Source organism: Paenibacillus sp. S28 (assembly GCF_016624415.1).
In the GTDB taxonomy this organism is placed as follows: Bacteria; Bacillota; Bacilli; order Paenibacillales; family Paenibacillaceae; genus Paenibacillus_AQ; species Paenibacillus_AQ favisporus.
In genome coordinates this window covers 506115-527289 of sequence record NZ_JACVTM010000001.1, presented here as the reverse complement: position 1 = coordinate 527289, position 21175 = coordinate 506115, and the positions used below count along the sequence as shown (strand labels likewise).

Sequence of the window (21175 nt, the reverse complement as noted above, 5' to 3'; positions counted from 1 at the left end):
TATCAATCTTTTCAGGTAACCTCTCTCGGTAATCTCTCTCGGTAATCGGAAGGAGAAACGCCGTAAATCTTTTTGAATTTCGAGCTGAAGTAACTGGCATTGCTGAAGCCCGTAAGTTCGGCTATATCCCACAGGCTGAGCTGGGTCTCCTCCAGCAGCCGGATCGCCTGCGTCATCCGCACATCGGTCAAGTACTGAATGAAGGTGCGCCCGACCCGTTTCTTGAACAATTCCGAGAAATAGGAAGGATGATAGTTAAAACGGGCAGCCATATCGCTCAAGTTCAAGTCTGATGCATAGTGGTCATCAATATAGCGGCGGACGGATTCAATCAGGTTGACATCGGCGGCGTCAGCGCCTTCTTCGCGCTGTCTGGCGATTTTCCGGGCGATCCCTGTAAGGTAAGAGTACGCCTTATCCACCGAATCCAATGAATAGGCCAGCTCCGGCCGGATCCACAGCTGTTCTGCACTCTCGATCCTGATGAGCAAATCACTCGCTGCCGACTCCAGAGCCAGGTACAACTGAAAAATGACTTTCACCCTGCTTGCCGCAGGCCCTGTAAAAGCCAGTTGGAGAATGGGGCGGACGGCCTGATCAAACGCAGCATATTCACCTTTGGCCAAGTACCGTTCGATGACTTTGATTTCATCCGCGCTTATGGACGTTTTGTCGGTGGATTGGAGATGGGGCTCGGCCGGCAAACAGCTGTCAGCATAGTTCCAAGCCACAAGCGATGAGAGGTAGCCGTCCTTCCAAGCCTTGAAGCCTGTTACGGATTGGCCGATGCCGAAGCCCAACTCAAATCCAAGCATTCGCTTCACTTCTGACCGGAGGTGATCTGCAAAAGAGTACAGCCATTCCACGGACTCTGTGGTGACCACATGAATCAGCCCCGGATAATGCCCGTCCCGGAACGCCTCGCAATTTCCGGCTGCGTCTTCTGCCTTTTCACGGCAGATCATTTCCAGCGGGAGGAGGAATTGGTCGGGTGCCCGATCCGGTGCATGTCCGATATCCCTCACTTTCAGGCCGAGGGTCATAAAGCGCACTTGACGCTCATCCCACCTGCCAAGCCCGAATCTGCGGACGTGGTCCGTAACAGCGCTCTCCGGCCCGGATTCCCAGCGGACGAGCCGAAGGATAAATTGCTCCTTCATCTCCCTGTAATATTGCGACAGCTCCCACTGCGTTTTGGCCTCTAGCTGCGCTTTATCCCGTTCCCAGTTCAGCTCGGCGGTGACGTTCTTCAGGACGGAATTCAGCTCATCGCGGGCAACCGGCTTCAGCAGGTATTCGCTCGCCTGGAAGCGGAGTGCGGCCCGAGCGTACTGAAAGTCCTCATAGCCGGTAATGACAATGACCCTGACGTTCGGGCAACGTTCCCGGCACACTTCCATAAACTGCACGCCACCCATCAGCGGCATGTTCATGTCGGTAAGGACGATCTCAATGTCGCCCTTCTCCAGGATGGACAGCGCCTCCGCCCCGTTCGATGCTTCGCCGGCCAGCGCAATGCCAAGACCGTCCAAATCCATCTTGAGCCGCAAACCCTGGCGGATCTCCGGTTCGTCATCCACGATCAATAAGCGATACATCATTATGCACCTCCCTAATCGGTAACATCAGTTCAATTCGCGTTCCCCCGCCGGGTTTTGAATCCAGATGAACCTCGAACAACGAGCCATAATACAGCCGGCACCGTGCAAGTACGTTCCCGAGTCCGATCTGTCGTTCCCTGCTGGCAAGAATTTGGTCCGGCCGGGCGGCGGCTGCTTCTTCCAGCACCTCGCGGATCTGTTCCTCCGTCATCCCGGGCCCGTTGTCCGTGACGGACATGACCACACAGCTGTCCCTTCGGTATACCCTGACGGATACACGCGCTTCAGTCCGATGCGCAAAACTGTATTTTACGGCGTTCTCGAGCAGAGGCTGAAGGACAAACTTGACACATGCGGCATGCTCCGGCAGGCCGTCCTCTTCCACGGACAGCCAGAGCCGGTCCCCGAAGCGGATGCGCAGGATGGAAGCATAATCATGAACGTATTTCAGCTCCTCTTTCAAGGCGACCAAATCGTCGCTGATCCGTAAGCCGAAGCGCAGCATTTTTCCGAGCGATTCGATAACCTTCACGGTATCGTCCGTACGCCTCTGCATCGCAAGGCTGCTGAGCAGCTCCAGTGTATTGAATAAAAAATGAGGATTAATCTGCATCAGCAGCGCCTTATATTCGGCCTGCTGCCGGAGCAGCTTCAGTTCAAATTCGGTTTTGATATGCTGCCGCAGCCTGCCGATCATGTTGCGGAACGTCGCTGTGGCAAAGCCGACCTCATTTCGGACGGTGCCTTCCAGAGGCAGCCGGCTCTCCGCGCTGTCAAAATCCCCCCGCTGCACATGCCGCATGGCGGAGACGAGCCTTGACAGGGGCCGCGTAATCCCGTTCGACAGCCAGAAGGCGACGAAGAGCGAGATCAGCAGCAGCGCAGCCGCCAGCACCATAATACTGTTGCGCAGCTTAAGCAGCGGCGCATATAGGTCGCTCTCCGGGACGATGCCGACAAGCATCCAACCGTTTTGAGCCAGCTTTTTATAAACGAGGATTTGCGCATCACCTTGGCTGTTCCGGAAATAGACGACGCCCTGCTTGCTTCGCCCTGCCTGTGCCCTGACGACCTCGTTCTTGGCAAGATTGGCGCTCGTTTCATAATCCGCTTGGGTCAGGAGCGGGCTGCCGTGCTGATCGATTAAATACATCGTCCCGCTCTCGCCCAAATGGATCCTGCTCAGCGGCTCCAGAAAATAATCGGCGCTCACGTTGACCTTCAGAACCGTTTTCGCCTGCTTCGGTTCAAATGCCCCGATCGGCATCAGCATGCTGACGACCGGATGGTCGCTGCGGCGGATCTTCAATTCCACATCATCGGTATGCGCCGGCACCCAGCGGACCGTCTCGTCCCGAAACTGCTTGTACCAGGACTGATCCAGAAAGGAGCTTTCCTTGATGACCTGGTTGTCCATGCTGACCCACACGCCTTCCCTGCGGTACAGCGCGACCGATGAGATGCTGGTATAACTGTTGGTCGTCTGCGTCAGAAACTTGCTCATCTGGATATGGGCAAGCATCTTCTCCCCTTCCGTTGCCGATGTGTCCGATGCTATGTTATCCCATGTATCAGTCTGGTCGCTGTTAAAGACCAGGGAAGCCAAGTCGTAAATTTGCGTCTGCACCATGTCGATGTAGGAACCGTATTCATTCATTTTCTCCAGCGCGGACGATTCAATATAGGAACGGATAATTGTTCGTGATTCGTTAAAAATGAGAAAAGACAATGCACCGAACGACAAAACGAACAACAACACGAAAAATAAGATCAGTCTGCTTCTGAGCGAGTAGAACATGACGAACCTTCCTCCCGTTAATTTGACAGCGCTTTCGCGATACTGCTGAACACATCATACCAAATCAGGTTTAACTCTGTGTGCCATGCCTTTCCAGCACTCCATTTCCGGCAGCAGTAGGTCCCCGGCCCATCGGCGAAAATGACAAAGACACTGATCTTTACCGGTCAGTGTCTTTGTAACTCTTACCGCATCGGGAAGCCAAAAGCCACCATGGCTGCCGCTCAGGTGGCCTCGACTCTTATTCGTGGACCATGCTACTTTGCCCCGTAAAACCTTACCAGATCGTCGACTTTCACCGGAAGTCCGGTGGAGATCGATTGATTGGCGGCAATACCCGTCAAGATCGAACGTGCGCCGTCGATATGGTTTGCCGCCCGGTGGAATTTATCTTCCACAGGCACACCGAAAATGTCGTTCAGCAGCACAGGATCGCCGCCGCCATGCCCGCCGGCCCCTTCCTCGAAGTCCGCCTTGTACGGCTCGCCGAACATGGGGAATACCAGGATATTGACGCCCTTGACCGCTCCTTCCAGCGCTTTGTCTCCGCCGGAATTGACATAGGATTGCTCGATTACCGTCATTTCGATCCGGCCCTTGGTGCCGTTGAAGGCGATCCGGTATCCCTCCCACGGCATGTAAGCATTCAGCGAATAGGTTAGCTGTGCTTTATTTTTGTACCGGACCATAACGCTCATCGTATCCTCGATCGAAATCCCGTCGCCAAATACGCTTTGATCCCTGCGATAGCCGTCCTCCCACTCCGCGTCGAGGTACATCGCTTTCAGGTGCGCGTTGCTGTCCAGTGACAGTGCAAACGGATCGTCCTTGGCGTTCGGATGGCCTGTAGCCCGGTCGTAAAACTTGGTGACTCCGCGCTTCTCGGCATTTTCCCGTCCGTAAAACAGCAGGTTTCCCATCGCATAGACGGTTTCCGGCTCGGATCCGATCCAGAAATTAACCAGGTCGAAGTGGTGGGTCGACTTATGTACGAGCAGTCCGCCGCTGTTGCGCTTGTCCCGATGCCATCTGCGGAAGTAATCCGCGCCATGCTGCGTATTAAGCAGCCACTCGAAGTGAACCGACGTCACATCCCCGATGGTTCCGTCTGCAATCAGCTCCCGGGCTTTCGTATGATGAGGCGCATAACGGTAGTTGAAGGTGACCCGAACGTTTCGTCCCGTTCTCTCTACCGCGTCGAGAATGTCTTGGCATTTGGCCGCGTCGACCGTCATTGGCTTTTCCGTGATCACGTCGCAGCCGAGCTCCATCGCCCGGATAATATAGCGGTGATGCGTACGGTCCACACTGGTTACGATGACGAAGTCCGGCTTCTCGGTCCGGATCATCTCGTCAAAAGCTTCGGTTTTATACGTTCGTACCGCGTGATAATCGTACTTCTCCGTCAACAGCTTGTTGGCATAATCCATGCGAGTCTGGTTCACGTCGCAAAAAGCGAGCAGCTCCGCCGACTCCCGGAAACGCTGGGCAATCGCACCGTAAAAGAATTCCGCTCTTCCGCCTGCTCCGACCTGCACATAAGTTTTTTTGGCCATATCATTCCCTCTCCTTCTATGAATCTGTTTATTTGCAGATTACTGCAAAATCCGCAAATTGTCCCCGCATTTTATGCTAGAATGATGAAAACCCCGCATTTATTGCGCTTGTGGAGGATCGATTATGGCTTTACACCAGGAGCTGCGGTACGGAAACGCGTCCGATCCCTTTTCTGTGGAATATAACCGCCGCAAAGGACACTTCTCCATGTCGGAGGATCATATGCACAAACATTATGAGCTGTATTATTTGTTTGGCGGCGAACGCTTTTACTTCATTAAAGACCGGGTATATCGGGTCCGGTCCGGAGATTTGGTGTTCATCCCGGGTAATGAAGTGCATAAAACCTCGGACACCGGTGTGCCGAACCATGAACGCATCGTCATTTATGTCAACGAATCGTATTTCGAGCCGCTCCACCCGGATGAGGCCGAGCTGCTGCTTGCTCCGTTCCACGGTCCCCACCGCGTGGTGCATTTACCGGATCAGGACAAGCTTCGGATCGAGCAGCTGCTCTATGAAATGCTGCGGGAGATTCAGGACGAGGCACCCGGATACCGGATGGCCGTCCGGCATGCTGCGGGACAGGCATTGCTGTTTGCGGCCAGGCAGTCCGCAGCGTACAAGCAAGGGGTCCCCGAAGACTCGGTCTCTCCCGCCGCAGCCCGCATGAACGCCATCGCCAGCTACATCTCGGAGCATTACCGGGAGCCCCTGACGCTGAGCGGCCTGAGTGAACAGTTCTACTTGAGCCCCAGCCATCTGAGCCGGTCGTTCAAGAAGTATACCGGTTTTGGTCTGATCGAATATATCGGCATTACCCGGATCAAGGAGGCCAAGCGTCTGCTGCGCGAAACAGACGAACGCATCATTCGGGTGTCGGAGGACGTGGGGTTCGAGAACTTTTCGCATTTTGAAAAAGTATTCAAGTCGGTCACGAGGATGTCTGCCCGCAGCTACCGCGCCGGTTTTCGGCGCAGGGAATGAAGCCGACTGGCTCTCCAGGCGTTCTCGTTCTAACGAAGGTGATCGAGCTTGACTATCGCCATTTCAAATAAAAAAGCCCTGCCGAACCTTCGGCAGGGCTTCAACAATCAGAGCCTTCCTTGTTGAACGGATGGCTCAAGCAATATGCGGTACGTCATACCCGCAGTCGTAGGGAATGAGTACAAGTTCTCTCCAGTCTGTTGAACAGGAATGCTGTTTTCATCCGCCAAGATCGTCAGCGGATTCAGCGAATAAATTGACAGGGTTGATCCGGCATGGGAGACAATCTCAGCTTCCGCAAGCCTTCCATCTTTCCAATCCAGGCTGACCGCAAACCCTCCGCGCGCGCGAAGGCCCTTCACAAATCCGTTCGGCCATGAAGCAGGCAGAGCCGGAAGGAATTCCAAATATCCCTGATGCGACTGAAGCAGCATTTCTGCAATGCCGGCCGTCGCCGCAAAATTGCCGTCAATTTGGAACGGCGGATGGGCGTCGAACAAATTCGCGTACACCCCGCCATGGTGATAATTATCCGGTTCATCTTCGCGGACGAGGCGCAGCAGGTTGGAGAGCAAAGCAAGCGAACGGTCGCCTTCGCCGAACCGGGCCCATAGGGCGACTTTCCAGCCGAGACTCCAACCTGTTCCGTCGTCGCCCCGCCGTTCCAGGGAACGCCGGGCGGCCTCGAATAAATCCGGCGACTGCCGCTTGGTGAGCTGCCGGCCCGGATACACGCCGAACATATGGGACGCGTGACGGTGGTGGACATCCTCGTCTTCGAAATCCTTGGACCATTCCTGAAGCTGTCCGTACTTTCCGACCTGCAGCGGCAGGAGACGCTCCCTGGCCTCAAGCCACTCCTGCCGCAGCGCTTCGTCTTCCCCCAGCGTCTCGGACGCTTCAATTAAGTTGGTGAGCAGGTCCCAGATCAGCATCAGATCCATCGTCGATGCTTCGCTGACCGCAGCCAGACCGCCCGCCGGCGTTCTGAATTTATGCTCCGGCGAGGTTGACGGCGAAGTGATCAGGCGGCCGCTGCCGTCGTCATGCAGCCAATCCAGGCAGAACATAGCCGCTTCCTTCATCACCGGGTAGGCATGTTCCCGCAAATACTTCTTATCGCGGCTGAATGCAAAATGCTCCCATAAGTGCTGGCACAGCCAGACACCGCCCATCGGCCACATGCACCATACCGGATCGCCATGCCCGTAATCGCCCACAGGATTGGACATCGCCCAAATGTCCGAATTGTGGTGGGCGGTCCAGCCACGGGCGCCATAGTGAGTCCGGGCCGTTGTCCCGCCGTTCCGGGCCAAGTCGCCGATAAAGCGAAGCAGCGGCTCATGCAGCTCGGACAGATTCGCCGTTTCGGCCGGCCAGTAATTCATTTCTGCATTGATATTCAGCGTCCAGTTGCTGCTCCAAGGCGGACGCATCTCCTGGTTCCAAATTCCCTGCAGATTCGCTGGCTGTGTTCCAGGCCTCGAACTTGCGATCATCAGATATCGGCCATAATGGAACAGCAGTTCCACCAGCCCCGGGTCGTCGGCGCCATAGCGGACAATCCGGTCCTCTGTCGATAGTTCTTCTCCTGCCTTGCTTACCCCAAGGGACAACTGGACCCGGTCGAACAACGAGCGGTGATCGGCAATATGCGTCTGGCGCTGGCCCTCATAATTGCCTTGAACGGCTCTGTCCAAATCGTCCTTGGCGGCCCGTTTCTCATCTTTGCCTTGGCTTCCGGGCAGTTTATCAAAGCCGCTAAAACTCGTCGCGGCGCTGAAATAAAGGGTTACCGCCGTTGCGCCTTGAACGCGGATGCCGGATTCGCTGACCGCTGCGCTGCCGCCCTCGGTTACAGCTGCCAGGCGTCCTTGAAAACGCACCGCTTCCGTCGTATCCGGATCACCATAGATAATGGGATCATTGCTGCGGTAGTAATTGGGCCACACTTGTTCCGGTGCGGTCCCCCGGAGGACCAGGGCGCCGCTCTCCGCCTCCGTCACGCTGCGCAGCGGGCTGCTCAGCGCTGCCCGAAAATTCAGCTTCCCTGCCTCACTGGAAGTCAGACGGACGACCAGCACCTGGTCCGGATGGGATACAAACATCTCCCTGGTATACACCACGCCGCGAGCCGTGTATTCAACACGGGTAATGCCCTCAGCGAGATCCAGCTCTCTTTTGTAGCCCGTAAACGAAGCTTCTCCCTCCTGCTCCAACTCGATATGCAGATCTCCGAGCGGGAGATAGGACTGGCTGTAGGCACCCATCATCCCTTTCGCCGCGCGGTCGGCTTCCTCGTATTGCCCGCTGCGGATCAGCTCGCGCACCCGGGGCAATACCTCCAACGCCTCCGGATTATTCGTGTCCCGCGGATATCCCGACCACAGCGTGTCTTCGTTCAGCTGGATCCGCTCTTCGGCCACGCCTCCGAACACCATGGCACCAATCCGGCCGTTGCCGATCGGAAGCGCTTCCGTCCATACTGTAGCAGGTTTGTCATATTGAAGTTTCATGCTTCCCCTCCGGTTCAATAAAAAAGTTCGCATTATTCTGCTTTTTTGGTCGTGTCATAAGCCTGCTGCATGATTTCCAAATACCGCTTCAAATTTAATGCGTCCAGCCCTTTGACGTAGGCATCCCAGTCTTTGTCCAGGTTTTTGGCGCCGGTCACAAACTGCAGGGCATTTTGATCCACGTAGTCCTTAATATTTTGCTGAAGCATGCTTTGCTCGTCGGCAGCCGCAGGATCGATCCAGACCGACCAATTGGGATAGACCTCCTTAGGTTGTTTATTCTCGTACAGGTAGGTCGCTTCCTGCAATCTGCGCTCATAACCCGAATTTTTATAAATATCGGTTTCCTGAATCCAGCCATCGCGGAACTCCCGGGTATGGTCGTATTGGGCGGTTGCTCCCCACGCACTGTTTCGCGGCTCGGAGCCCGCCGGCTGCTCCAGCGTTTTGAAAATCGGTCTCGCCTTTTCGTTCAATGGCACGTCTCCTTCTTTCGGCTTCACCCAATCCTTGCCCTCCTCGCCATAGTTGCCCAGCAGCTGTCCCTCTTCGGTATAAATGTAGTCCAGCATTTTGATAGCAGCGATTTGTACTTCTTTGCTTGCCTTGTTGGTCAAGACGAAGGTAGCGCCCGGCTCGACCGGGTAATTGAACGTGGCATATGCGGCATGGGGCCCCTGCAGCGGAGGAATGGCGTCGTAATGGGAGCTGTACTTGTTGCCCTCCCCGGTATCCGTGAATATCGCCGGATGCATCGATGCTCCTGCACCCAGAAGCTCGGTTGCGGTATTGTTGCCGATCAGCTTGAATGCGTCGGCGTTCTGTGTGAATGCCCCCGGGTCAATCAAGCCTTCGGCATACAGCGACCTGGCATAGGCAAGTCCTTCCTTCCATTCCGGCTTGTTGGCCGCGATGTCTACTTTATCGCCATTCACCGTCAGATAGTATTTATCGTCATCATAGATAAAGCCGTTCATTAGAAAAGGTAGAATGTGCACGCCAAAATTTTCGATGGAACCGCTCAGAGGAACCTCGTCGGCTTTGCCGTTGCCGTTTGGATCCTTGGTCTTGAAGGCTTCCAGCATCTTCTTGAAATCTTCCGTCGTTTTAGGGACCTCCAAATTGAGCTTCTTCAACCAGCTGGTGTTCACCCACATTTTGTTTGGGTAAGAGCAGTGAAAACATTCGTTCAGCATGGTCAGTCCGTAGATGTTGCCGTCCGGAGCGATGGACATCGCTTTGTAATCCGGGTGGTCGTCCAGCGCCTTCTTGATATTGGGAGCATATTGATCGATCAAATCGTTCAGTGGAACGATCACGCCCTGCTGTCCGAACTTCACCAGATCCGATTGGGAGAACTTGTCGACCCACGGGATCAGCATGTATAAATCCGGGTAGTCGCCGCTGGCGAGGGAAATTTGGCGTTTCTCCGCTGCGCCGTCATAAGGTACCTCGGTAAACTGCAGCTTGACGTTTGCTTTTTTCTCCAGCACTTTGGTGAACTGGTTTGTTTTATAGTCGATATTGCCGTCGGTATTGACGAATACGCTGATCGGAACGGTTCCGGTTTCCCCGCCTGTACCCGCAGATCCGCCCTCCGCTCCCGAATCATTCGGTGATGCCCCCCCGGAACAGCCTGCCAGGACAAGCACCAGTGCAATCAAGCTGAACCAGCCTCGGTAAACACGTTTCTTCATGAACACGACACGCCCCTTTTTCCATCAAAAATTGAAAAGCTCCCCTGCTAAGTCATCCACTGTTATGCGGTTTAGCCCTTAATCGAACCGATCAGCATCCCTTGAACGAAATACCGTTGGATAAAGGGATACAGGATCAGCACAGGCAGGCTTGCGACCACGATGAGAGAATATTTCATCAAATAGGCAAGCTCCTGCCGCTTGACCTGCTCGCTTGCGTCCATATTGCCGCCGGAGAAATTTTGAATCAGAATGCTGCGCAGCGTTAGCTGGAGCGGATACAAATGCTGCGACTTCAGATAGATCAGCGCATCGAAAAAGGCGTTCCACTGCGCAACCGCATACACCAGCGTCAACACGGCCAGGATCGGCTTGGACAGCGGAATGACGACACTGAGTAAAAAGCGGATGTCGCTGCAGCCGTCGATTTCGGCGGCATCGTTCAGCTCTTCCGGAATGGACGCTTTAAAAAAGGTGCGGGCAATAATGACCTGAAATACGAAGATCGCATTCGGCAGGAGCAGCGCCCACCTTGTATCGATCAGATGCAGGCCCTTGACGACGAGATACGTCGGAATCAGGCCCCCGGAAAACAGAAAGGTGAACGTGATGAACATCATAAGCACATTGCGCCCAAAAAACGTCTTTTTCGATAACGGATAAGCGATCGCCACCGTCAGGATGACGCTGATCAAGGCCCCGCAGCAGGTATAGAACAGCGAGTTTCCGTAGCCGACCAGAATCTGGTCGTTGCTGAAGACCGTTTTATATCCGGCAAAAGAGATATCAACCGGCCACAGCCAAACTTTGCCGGATGCAACCGCCTGCGGGCTGCTGATCGATGAGCTGACAATATAAATGAGCGGGTAAAGTACGGCAACAAGGATCAAACTGAGCAGGATGTAGGTGATACCGAGGAACACGCGGTCTCCTGCCGATTCGCGAATTTTCCTCCTTGGCGATATGGAACCGGTCGTCTGTATAACAGCCATGGCCTCTCCTCCCTTGTTCATTTTGAATTACCACAGGCTGTTCTCGGATATCCGCCGCGAGACGGCATTAACCGCCACGAGCAGAATCAGGTTAATCACCGAATTGAACAAGCCCACGGCTGTGGCAAAGCTGTAATTGGCGTTCAGCAAACCGATTTTGTACACATACGTGGAAATGATCTCTGAAGATTGCAGGTTTAACGGGTTCTGCATGAGATATACTTTCTCAAAGCCCAGCGACATGATATTGCCGACGCTTAGGATCAGGATGATGACGGCGGCCGGCAGAATGCCCGGAATGTCCACATGGATGATTTTTTGCAGCCTGGAAGCCCCGTCTACTTTTGCCGCTTCATAGAGCGACGGGTCCACGCCAGCCAATGCCGCCAAATAAATGACACAGGAGTATCCGGTGGTTTGCCACACTTCCGACCATACGTAAACGGATCTGAACTTGGTCGGGTCGCCGAGAAAATTCGTGGATTCCATGCCCATTGCATTTAGAATCACGTTCAGCAGACCGAGCCGCGGAGCCAGAAAGATCATAATAATGGAGACCATAACGACGGTCGATATAAAAAACGGCGCATACGTAATCAGCTGTACCGCTTTTTTGAAACGGAGGCTTCGCACCTCATTGAGCAGCAGGGCCAGAATGATCGGGATCGGAAAAGTGGCTGCCAGCTGATACAGAGACAGAAACAACGTGTTCTTGATCAGCGTCCAGAATTGCGGATTGTTAAACAGCATGTCGAAGTACTTCGTCCCCACCCAGGGGCTTCCCCATATTCCCTTGGTCACCTGGTAATTCTTGAATGCAAGCACCGCGTTCGCCATCGGGAGGTATTTGAAAAGAATAAAGAACAGGACCGGCGGTATCACCAGTAAATACAGCTGCCAGTGCTTCCTCAGACTTTTCTTGGCTTCCTTCCAATAATTTTTGGAAGTGCTCCTCTCCCGGGTCTCCGTCTGCGGCTGAACCGATACAGCCTTCACAAGCATATTCCCCCTTCACGTTACGACTCCGGAGCCGTTTGTAATGGTAGCGCTTACAGAGTTCATGGTAAAATCTCCGCGCCACGACCGTAAAGGTACAATTGCAGCGGATGCATCCACAACCCGACCGTACAATCCGCGATCAAGCGTACATTTTGCGATGAAAGCGCATTCTATCAGTACTGAATCAATGCGAGTCCCCTAATTCGGCCGCCTCCCGGAACATGCTCGGGGAGATCCCCCGGGCTCGCTTGAATGCCCGCCGGAATGAATGTGCGCTGTTATAGCCGACCCTTTCGGCAATATCGTCGATTTTCAAAGCCCGGTTCAGCAGCAGCTCGGACGCTTTATCGATGCGCAGCCGTTCCAGGTAATCGAACCAAGGCTCCCCCTCGCTTTCCTTGAATACCGTGGAGACATACTTTTCCGGCCTTCCAACCTGCTTCGCGATGTGGTACAGCGTCAAGTCCGCGTCCCCGTACGCAGACGCAAGAAAGTGCTTCACTTGCTGTACCGTCTGATGATGCAGGGCGTTCTTTTTCTCCTCAATCATCGAACAATAAAGACCGATCATTTCGCCTATTTGTCCGAGCAGCCTATCGGTCCCTTCGAACGGCTGGATTTGAGCGATCCGGCACTGGAGGTTCTCTGTGAACTCGGGATCATCTCCCGCCTTTTGATCCAGCAGCTTGAGCAGCGTTCCCTTGAGTTCGCCGATCAGCTGCTCTGTCATTTCACGGGACAGCTCCCTCTCCTGAAAATTCCGTACGGCAATATGTTCGAGGATCCGCATCGCTTCCCTGCCATCTCCTGATTTGATCGTGTTCAGCAGCCGCGTTTCCGTTTCGATCGGATAATAAAATAGCGACGCGTCCCTGCTTGAATCCTCATACCGAATGACGCCTCCCTCATCGGTGAATGCCGCATAGTCCAGAGCCTCCGCCGCTTCGCCGAACGAACGCCCGACATCCGCCAGCGCCTCGAAGGGCCTCCCCATTCCGAACTGGACGGGCATGTGATAATGGCTGAACAGCGTGCCCGCCAGATCCTGCAGCCTTTGTATCACCAAAGCCTCATCCGGGGCCAGCTTGCTTGTGCGCAGCAGCAAAAAGGCCAGCTTGTCCTGCCCCCAATCCGTTACCAGCATATCGGGCTCGGCCTCGACTAGGGACTGACGCACAATGTAACGTGCCACACTGGACTCCGCAAGCGATTCGCGGCTGTCTGAACCGCCATAGGTGTTGATTTTAGCCAGGCCAGCGTAACCTGCTTCACCCTTTATGTTCACACCCGCTTGTGCGGAAGCAGCGGCCAGTTCTTCACCGTTGTAAAATTCTCCGACCAACAGCCGTTTGATGAAAGCGTCGCGGATCAACGGCACCTGGTTGTGGAGCTCTTGTTCCAGCTGTCTGTTGCTCGTAATCAAGCTTGAAATGTTTCCCGTAATAAAATCGTAATCTTGGATACCTGTACTGAGTTCCAATCCAAGCTGTTTCTTGAGTGAAATTATCAGATTGTTGATCGGAGCGCTGCTCCGGTATGCCAGCACAAGTCCGATGACAAGTCCGGAAATCAACGAAATCGCGGTAAGTATTCCGGTGATGTTCTTGATTCGGTTCGCGTTGATCATGAGGGCGGATTTCGGGACGCCGGCCGTGTAGACCCAGCCGCTTAATTCATCCCGGATGGAAATGAGCAGCATGTCATCCGCCGCACGGCTGATATCGCCGGGTTTACCTGAAGGAATATTTCGGATTTTGGCTATGTCGCTGCCAGTGATCCCCTCAGACAGGACGGTTTCCCCATCATGGTTCCTGACGAATGCCCAACCTCCATATTGATCGGTTATCCCTGATAGGTATGTGGACATTTTCTTCGTATCGATCAGGACCACGACGGAAGCGAGAGGTGTATCGAAGCTGTTCAGGGGCAGGGCTTGCACGAAGGTAACCACCGTTTGCTGATGTGTCTTTGTCACGTAATCGTGCTGGGGAACGACCATGCTGAGGTTGCTCTTCTCGAGAAAGTTCTTTTTCCAAGTCTCGAAGGTCATGCCTTCATAATGGTTCGATTCGTAAAACAGCTCCGGCCGGTAATAGACCGTGCTTGGCGTAAGCACCAGATGGCTGTTGCGGAGGTAGATGTAAAAATTCGAAAGGAAGTCGTTGGTCTGACTGTAACTTGCGATATCCCGCATCATTTTCCACAGACCGTATACGTCGTAATTCTGCTCGTCCGAACGCGCAGTCATGAGCCTGGCTAAATCCTGATTTATGGCGAGCTGTTTGGTAAAGCCCTGTACTTCCGCGAGCCTGCGCTCCATCAGATCCTTGCTCTGCTGCAGCGTCATGATGCTGGTCTTCAGGGAACTTTGCTCCGCTACATCGATCGACGTCCGGTAAGACACATATCCTGCAATCAGCGGGATCATCAGCACGATCAGATAAGACATAAGGAATCTGCGAAATACCGGCGAAATGTTCAGCCACACCTGTTTCATGGAACCACCTGACCTTTCATGGATATCGAATGAGTCAGCCGCCTGCGGCTTGTTCCTGCCAATCACCGCTAAGTTGAGAAAAACGACCGTCTTTGAAGACGGCCGTTCTCTTTAGTGCTTCATCCAGCTATGAGCCTACATATCTACCATCGCTTTGATGACCTTGGCAGCCGGGTCCAGCCAATGGTTAAATTGTTCAATCATTTCGTCAAATGCGGCCCGGTGTGTGACGTATGGAGTGACGTCGATCCCGCCGGACCGGATCGTATGCAGCACGTGCATGAAATCTTCGCGTGTTGCGTTGCGGCTGGCCAGCAGCGTCAGCTCCCGTTTATGGAATTCCGGATCGTGGAACCAGATATCCGCTTTGACCAATCCGACATAGACCAATCTTCCGCCATGGGCGGTATAGCGGAACGCGTCAGTCATCGACTGTGCGTTTCCCGTAGCGTCAAACACGACCGAAGGCAGCTCCCCGCCGCAGGCCGCCGCAATTTGTTCATCGGGATTCTGCAATGCGTTCACCAGCGCATCCGCCTCAATCCATTGCTTGCAGAAAGCCAGGCGTTCGTCATTCACATCCATCGCGAGCACATGGGCACCGCTGGCCTTTGCAAAGGCCATGACCCCGAGCCCAATCGGCCCGCCCCCGATGACGAGCGCCGTCTCGCCGGCCGCCAGCCCCGATCTTCGCACGGCATGGGCACCTATGGCCAGCGGTTCAATGACCGCGGTCTGGTCCAGCGTCAACCCGTTCGTGCGAATCAAGTGGGTCACCGGAACGGCAATCCGCTCACGCATGCCGCCGTCCGTATGAACGCCAAGGACCTGCATATCCGTACAGCAGTTGGTCTTCCCGCTTCGGCAGGCAATGCATGTCCCGCAGTGCAAATAAGGGATGATGCTCACCTGATCGCCGGCTTCAAGCCCATCATGGTTAGGGCCAATTTCCTTAATGATACCTGCCAGCTCATGGCCAAGGATTCTCGGATACGAAAAAAACGGCTGGTTGCCGCGGAATGCGTGCAGATCGGTTCCGCAAATCCCGACCCGCTTGATCTCAACCACAGCTTGCCCCGGCTCCATCACGGGCTCCGGCAGATCCAGCGCCATGTCAAATCGGCCGACGGCTGAACATATGATGCCTTTCATCTCACGCCTCCCCTATTTTCGTGTTATATTCGGGCCTTCCACTGGTCCAGGTCCGGTTATGCACGGGTTCCAAAATGGCGAGCACTTCGCTTAGCAGACGTTCATCCACCGGCTCCTCCACCCAGGAAGCATTCCTGCGGATATTTTCCGGATTGGCTGTGCTGACCAGCGTGGTGGGAATGCGCTCATTGGAGGTGGAAAACTGCATCGCGAGCTTCGCGATATCCTCCCCTTGGTCCGCGCAGAACTGTGCCGCCTTCAAACAAGCCTCCTTGATTTGCGGATCGGCCGGATGCCAGGCAGGCGTTCCCCGGGTGCTCAGCAGTCCCATGGAGATAGGGGAGGCGTTGACGAGTCCCGTATTCCTCTCCTCAAGAAGCGGCAGCAAGTCCAGCAGGCTGGTGTCATTCAGCGAATAATGGCAGTAGGAAATAATTGCATCGACATCGATTTGCGGCAGCAGCGTTTCAAACAGCGCTAGCGGCAGTCCGCAAATGCCAGCAAACCGGATTTTGCCCGCCTGCTTGAGCTTTTCAAGCGCAGGTATGGCTTCCTCCAGGATGATTTGCGCCGGGACGAACTCGATATCATGGAGGAACAGAATATCCACTTCATCCACGTTCAGACGCTTCAGGCTTTCATCCAAACTCGTCACAATCCGGTTATGGGAAAAATCGAATTCGTGCTCCCCGTATCGTCCGGCCTTGGTTGACAGCAGGTACCGGTCGCGCGGAATGTCCTTAAGCGCCTTGCCGAGTACCGTTTCGGCCTTGGTCAATCCGTAATAAGGCGAGACGTCAATGTAATTGATCCCGCTGTCAATCGCCTCGTGGACGGTTCGTACGCTCTCCTGCTCATCCGTGTCGCGGAATACGGAGCCTAACGAGGAGGCGCCAAAACTGAGCGACGATACTTCCAGACCCGTTTTTCCTAATTTCCGGTATTTCATTTCGGTTTCACCCAACCCTTCTATTCAGTCGTTTCCCCGCAGCGATGCGTGTCATCTTGTCTTATTCTCCAGTCGGTAAAATGCTGCGGCGTTGCCTCCGAACAATTTCAAACTCTCATCTGCCCCCCAAGTAGGTGGAAGCGCCTTCAAAAGAGCATCCACGACACCGTCGTAGCTCGAAGCCATCAGGCATACCGGCCAGTCGCTGCCGAACATCACCCGGTCTGCGCCAAAACAGTCCAGAACATGACGGACATAAGCCGTAAGCTGATCTGGCTTCCAGCCGTCATGGTCCGCCTCGGTCACCATGCCGGACAGCTTGCAGTACAGGTTCGGGTGAGACGCCAGCCTTTTCATGGATCCGGCCCAAGGCTCCATTTCCCCTGCTGCGATGCGCGGTTTCGCCAGATGGTCGATCACCGCATGCAGATCCGGAATTTGCTCGATCAGCCGGACCAGCGTATCCAATTGATCGGACCGGACGAGCAGGTCGACCGGAACGCCAAGGCTCGCATAGTGTTTGAGCGAAGCTGCGTATGAAGGTTCCAGGATCGCATCTGCATCCTCCATATCCTGGATCATGAGGCGGAAGCCGACGAATTTGGGATGCTGCGCGAAGCGCTCAAAATGGTCCTTGTGATCATCATCCGCGAGATCCATATATCCGACCACGCCCAGAACCCGATCATCGTGTGCCGCGAGTTCAAGAATATAATCGGTTTCTTCATACGTTGGTGCAGCTTGCACGAGGATCGTTCCGTCGAGATGATGTTCTGCCAGATGCGGAAGCAGATCCGACGGCTGATAATCCCTGTACAGGACAGGAATGGACGGCGTAATCCAGCCGTAGTCGTCCCGGGCGATACTCCAGTAATGCTGGTGAGCGTCTATTCGCATTGCAATTCCCTCCATTCTTGTACACCGATGTTCTTTTCTCAATATAACAACTATGGATCGGTTCTAAAAGAACGAAATCTTGCACAATCATATCCGATTTTGATATCTTCAAGACAACGAACCCATTTGCTGACCCTCCTCTTCTGTTATGAATCGTTTACGGAAGGTGACGATTCGGCTGATGGTTCCCAATAAGCTCAAGGGGCAACGCTATGAATCCCATTCGCAAACAATTTGACGCGCAGCCGGAATTTCCTTTCTCATTCAATTACCGCGACCGAAAGACGGCGCAGTTGGAACTGCCGCATCACCTTCACGATTGGCATGAGCTGGTGTATGTCCACTCAGGCAAGGGTTCCTTTTTTATCGACCGGACGATTTACGAAATGCGCCGCGGGGATCTGTTCATCATCCCCGGCAGCACGATCCACCAGGCGTTCCCGGACAAAGACGATCCGGTTACGTCCACTGCCGTGTTTTTTAGTCCCGAACTCGTCCGGCAATCTTCTTTGGGAGAATCCTTTTCTTACTTACAGTGCTTTGACAGCTGCAGTTTGAACCATGCTTATAAGCTGGAATGCCCCGCTGCGCTGGAGTCGCAGCTCGAAGACAAGCTGGCCGCCATTCAGTCCGAGCTCACGGGGCAACCCCCGGGCTACCGCCACTCGATTGCGCTGTACGTTCAGTACCTATTGCTGCTGATCCACCGGGAACAAAGTGCCGGGAGCAGCGGCTCCCGCAGCCCGTTCGTTGGTCCGAACTGGATGCGGCAGAGCTTGCTGTATATCGACGGGCATTACTGCGAGCAGATCAGCCTAAGCTCTTTAAGCCGGCTCGCTTCCGTTAGCTCCGCCCATTTCAGCCGTGTGTTCAAACAGTTGACCGGGATGAGCGTAACGGATTACATCAACGTCAAACGGGTAATCCGGGCCAAAGAGCTGCTGCTTCACACCGACGACAGCATCAGCAGCATCGCCCCGGCCTGCGGGTTTGACAGTATGCCTCATTTCCACCGGAAATTCAAACAGATTGTCGGCCTGACTCCTTCACATTACAGGCATTACTCTACAGCCCGATAAAGAGCTCCGCTCATTGAAATAACAGAAACACCCACCAACGGGAATTTGCCGAAACAAACAAAATAACCCCTGCTTAAACCTATAGGTTCAAGCTGGGGGTTCCGGATACGGCCTATTGAATTGTGGAACGCTTAGGATTGGGTAGATACGGACGGTGCAGTAATCATCCATCGGACACCAAACCGGTCCGTAAGTTCGCCCAGGTACAACCCGAACGGCTGCTGTTCAAACGGATAAATGACATGACCTCCATCGGCAAGCTTCGAGAATGCCCCACGGGCTTCCTCTGACGAAGGGTAGTCGATATTCAGCGACATATTGTTGCCTTGAAGATTCGATTCCATTGAGTCCGACATAAAAATATAGTTGCCTCCGGCTACCGATAAGCACATATGAATCACTTTATCCTGCAAGTCATTCTGTACTCCCATCGACTCCCCATGAGTGATAACGGATTCCAGATTGCCGCCAAGCGAACGGATATAGAAATCCGCCTGACCTCTTGCATCTTCCGAGTAAATAAAAGGTTTCAATACGCCCATCTTGAATACTTCCTTTCCCTGTGGATTGTTAACTCTTCCAGATCAGCGTAACACAGCGGATCACCTTCCGTTTCTTACTGATTGCTAACTTGGAATATGGCGGTGCGGTGCTTAGACGCCATTCCGGAATCTAAATAAATGCTGCAAAATAAAAAGGAACACTTCGAGGGTGATTCGAAGTGTTCCTTTTGAACATTACAAAACAGCTATACATTCCGATGTTCTTCGCTCATTGAATAGCGGACTTCATGATCGATAAACTCGTGGGACCGGTCCGCTGCCATAATGCCGTGATAACTGATGTCGAGGCCGATTTCCTCTTCCTCCTCGCTGGAACGAACAGGGACGAGGAGACCAATCAGCTTAAGGCCGACCCAAGTAAGGACAAATCCCCATGCCGCCAGCGCAGCCAGTCCTAGCGCCTGAACGCCAAGCAAATGCCAGCTGCCGCTGTAAAAGAGGCCCCCGTCTGTCGCGAACAGACCAACGGCAAGGGTTCCCCACGCACCGGATACGGCGTGGACCGGGAAGGCGCCGACGGGATCGTCAATCCGGCGTCCCTCCAGCCAGCTCGTTGCCGCCATCATAAGCAGTCCCGAGATTGCACCGATCAGGATGGCGGCGCTGTCGCTGACAAAAGCGCATCCGGCCGTAATTCCGACCAGACCTGCCAAGGAGCCGTTAATCACGGATGGCGCGTCGGAGCGCTGGTAGCGGAACAGCGTATACACCAGTGTGACCGCGCCGCCGGAAGCGGCAGACAGCATCGTTGTCAGCGCAATATGTCCGATGCGGACATCGGTTGCACTGAGCGTGCTGCCCGCATTGAAGCCAAACCAGCCGAACCAGAGAAGGAAAGCCCCTACCGAAGCGAGAGGCAGGTTGCTGGGCAGGGCGATCGTGCTGGCGCCCGCTTTATTGAATTTGCCTTTCCGGGGACCCACAATCAGCGCAGCCGCCAGGGCCGAGAAGCCGCCGAGCGCGTGAATGACGGCAGAGCCGGCAAAATCCTGCATGCCGAGCTTCGTCAGCCATCCGCCGCCCCAGGCCCAGTGGCCGCCGATCGGATAGATCAGACCAGTCATCAGGACGATGTACAGCAAATAGGCTCTAAAATTGATCCGCTCGGCCACAGCACCCGATACGATCGAGATGACGGCGATGGTGAAGGCCGCCTGGAACAGCCAATACGTATCCAGCGACACTGGCAGCTGGAGGTGGGATAAATCGCCCCCAAGGACAAATCCGCTCGTCCCGATGATCCCTCCGGCGTCCTTTCCGTACATGAGCGCAAATCCGAATACATAAAAAACCAACGTGCCGATCGTGATATCGGCGAACACCTTCATAATAATGTTGACGCTGTTCTTGTAACGTACAAATCCTGCCTCAAGCAGGGCGAACCCGCCCTCCATCAACAGAATCATAGCGGCGCTGAGAACGACCCATACGGTATCCATTCCCGTACCTAAAGATTCAAGCGTAAAATTCATTCCTGTGAAGCCTCCATTTCCTGAAGCAGTCTGATTTCCCGGATCAGCTCAGGAGACAGAAATACCTCGTTCGAATCCCTTATCGGTAAACGCAGCCTATCAAGCACCTGATCCAGTTCCCGAATACTGCGCTTTATCGCGTCGATCTTCTTGAACCGTTCTTTGACATGGACCATATACTCAACTGCCTGATGATGGCTGGCTGGCCGCCCTGTAAACAAGCGCCGGATCGGGGACATGGATTGATACAGTGCCTCTTCCGCCCGGCGTTTCTGCTCGTATTTATCGATTTTGTTCTTTAACTCTTCTACGTCTTCTTCTTTCATCGCTTTAACGCGTTCAAGTAAAATGAATAATTCCTGTTCCGGCATATCAAAACTGATATTGCGGTACACTTCATCGATAATTACCATGTCAGG

16 protein-coding genes are annotated in these 21175 nt (G+C 54.1%); 2 read left to right on the top strand and 14 right to left on the bottom strand.

Going from position 1 to position 21175, the window contains the following annotated elements; translation table 11 throughout:
* Nucleotides 1-11 precede the first annotated feature (11 nt).
* The 3 genes from IAE55_RS02260 to IAE55_RS02250 form a co-directional block, all read right to left on the bottom strand.
* On the bottom strand, nt 12-1601 hold the full coding sequence (locus tag IAE55_RS02260; RefSeq protein ID WP_200630813.1) for a helix-turn-helix domain-containing protein: 1590 nt from the start codon (nt 1599-1601) through the stop codon (nt 12-14).
* On the bottom strand, nt 1573-3399 hold the full coding sequence (locus tag IAE55_RS02255; RefSeq protein WP_200630812.1) for a cache domain-containing sensor histidine kinase: 1827 nt from the start codon (nt 3397-3399) through the stop codon (nt 1573-1575). The genes IAE55_RS02260 and IAE55_RS02255 overlap by 29 nt, the downstream gene beginning before the upstream one ends.
* A gap of 257 nt (nt 3400-3656) precedes the next feature.
* The gene (locus IAE55_RS02250; protein WP_200630811.1) at nt 3657-4955 is read right to left on the bottom strand and encodes a Gfo/Idh/MocA family oxidoreductase; all 1299 of its coding nucleotides are present in this window, start codon (nt 4953-4955) and stop codon (nt 3657-3659) included.
* 124 nt (nt 4956-5079) lie between these two features.
* On the opposite strand from IAE55_RS02250, the gene IAE55_RS02245 reads away from it, so the two are divergent.
* Nucleotides 5080-5943 (top strand): AraC family transcriptional regulator, encoded by an 864-nt coding sequence (locus IAE55_RS02245; RefSeq protein ID WP_145157245.1) that lies wholly within the window; start codon nt 5080-5082, stop codon nt 5941-5943.
* 107 nt (nt 5944-6050) lie between these two features.
* On the opposite strand, the gene IAE55_RS02240 is transcribed toward IAE55_RS02245, so the two are convergent.
* The 8 genes from IAE55_RS02240 to IAE55_RS02205 form a co-directional block, all read right to left on the bottom strand.
* Nucleotides 6051-8459, bottom strand: coding sequence for a glycoside hydrolase family 95 protein (locus IAE55_RS02240; protein ID WP_200630810.1), 2409 nt, complete (start codon nt 8457-8459; stop codon nt 6051-6053).
* Between the two features lie 32 nt (nt 8460-8491).
* Nucleotides 8492-10156, bottom strand: coding sequence for an ABC transporter substrate-binding protein (locus tag IAE55_RS02235; protein WP_105443134.1), 1665 nt, complete (start codon nt 10154-10156; stop codon nt 8492-8494).
* A gap of 71 nt (nt 10157-10227) precedes the next feature.
* Nucleotides 10228-11148, bottom strand: coding sequence for a carbohydrate ABC transporter permease (locus IAE55_RS02230; protein ID WP_200630809.1), 921 nt, complete (start codon nt 11146-11148; stop codon nt 10228-10230).
* Between the two features lie 27 nt (nt 11149-11175).
* Nucleotides 11176-12030, bottom strand: coding sequence for an ABC transporter permease (locus tag IAE55_RS02225; RefSeq protein ID WP_076169336.1), 855 nt, complete (start codon nt 12028-12030; stop codon nt 11176-11178).
* 301 nt (nt 12031-12331) lie between these two features.
* A complete protein-coding gene (locus IAE55_RS02220; protein ID WP_200630808.1) occupies nt 12332-14644 on the bottom strand; it encodes a helix-turn-helix domain-containing protein in 2313 nt (770 codons plus the stop codon).
* A gap of 135 nt (nt 14645-14779) precedes the next feature.
* Complete coding sequence (locus IAE55_RS02215) at nt 14780-15796, bottom strand: zinc-binding alcohol dehydrogenase family protein (protein WP_200630807.1); 1017 nt, start codon at nt 15794-15796, stop codon at nt 14780-14782.
* Nucleotide 15797: 1 nt separating this feature from the next.
* Nucleotides 15798-16745 (bottom strand): aldo/keto reductase, encoded by a 948-nt coding sequence (locus tag IAE55_RS02210; RefSeq protein ID WP_200630806.1) that lies wholly within the window; start codon nt 16743-16745, stop codon nt 15798-15800.
* A 51-nt stretch (nt 16746-16796) separates the two neighbouring features.
* Nucleotides 16797-17642: an amidohydrolase family protein gene (locus tag IAE55_RS02205; protein WP_200630805.1), complete on the bottom strand. Its 846-nt coding sequence runs from the start codon at nt 17640-17642 to the stop codon at nt 16797-16799.
* Nucleotides 17643-17854: 212 nt separating this feature from the next.
* Here IAE55_RS02205 and IAE55_RS02200 point away from each other — a divergent pair, with 212 nt between their 5' ends.
* Nucleotides 17855-18721, top strand: coding sequence for an AraC family transcriptional regulator (locus IAE55_RS02200; protein WP_200630804.1), 867 nt, complete (start codon nt 17855-17857; stop codon nt 18719-18721).
* A gap of 131 nt (nt 18722-18852) precedes the next feature.
* On the opposite strand, the gene IAE55_RS02195 is transcribed toward IAE55_RS02200, so the two are convergent.
* From IAE55_RS02195 to IAE55_RS02185, 3 genes are all read right to left on the bottom strand, one after another.
* Nucleotides 18853-19263, bottom strand: coding sequence for a VOC family protein (locus IAE55_RS02195; protein ID WP_200630803.1), 411 nt, complete (start codon nt 19261-19263; stop codon nt 18853-18855).
* 206 nt (nt 19264-19469) lie between these two features.
* Complete coding sequence (locus IAE55_RS02190; RefSeq protein ID WP_200630802.1) at nt 19470-20756, bottom strand: ammonium transporter; 1287 nt, start codon at nt 20754-20756, stop codon at nt 19470-19472.
* A complete protein-coding gene (locus IAE55_RS02185) occupies nt 20753-21169 on the bottom strand; it encodes a hypothetical protein (protein ID WP_145946066.1) in 417 nt (138 codons plus the stop codon). The genes IAE55_RS02190 and IAE55_RS02185 overlap by 4 nt, the downstream gene beginning before the upstream one ends.
* Nucleotides 21170-21175: the final 6 nt, after the last annotated feature.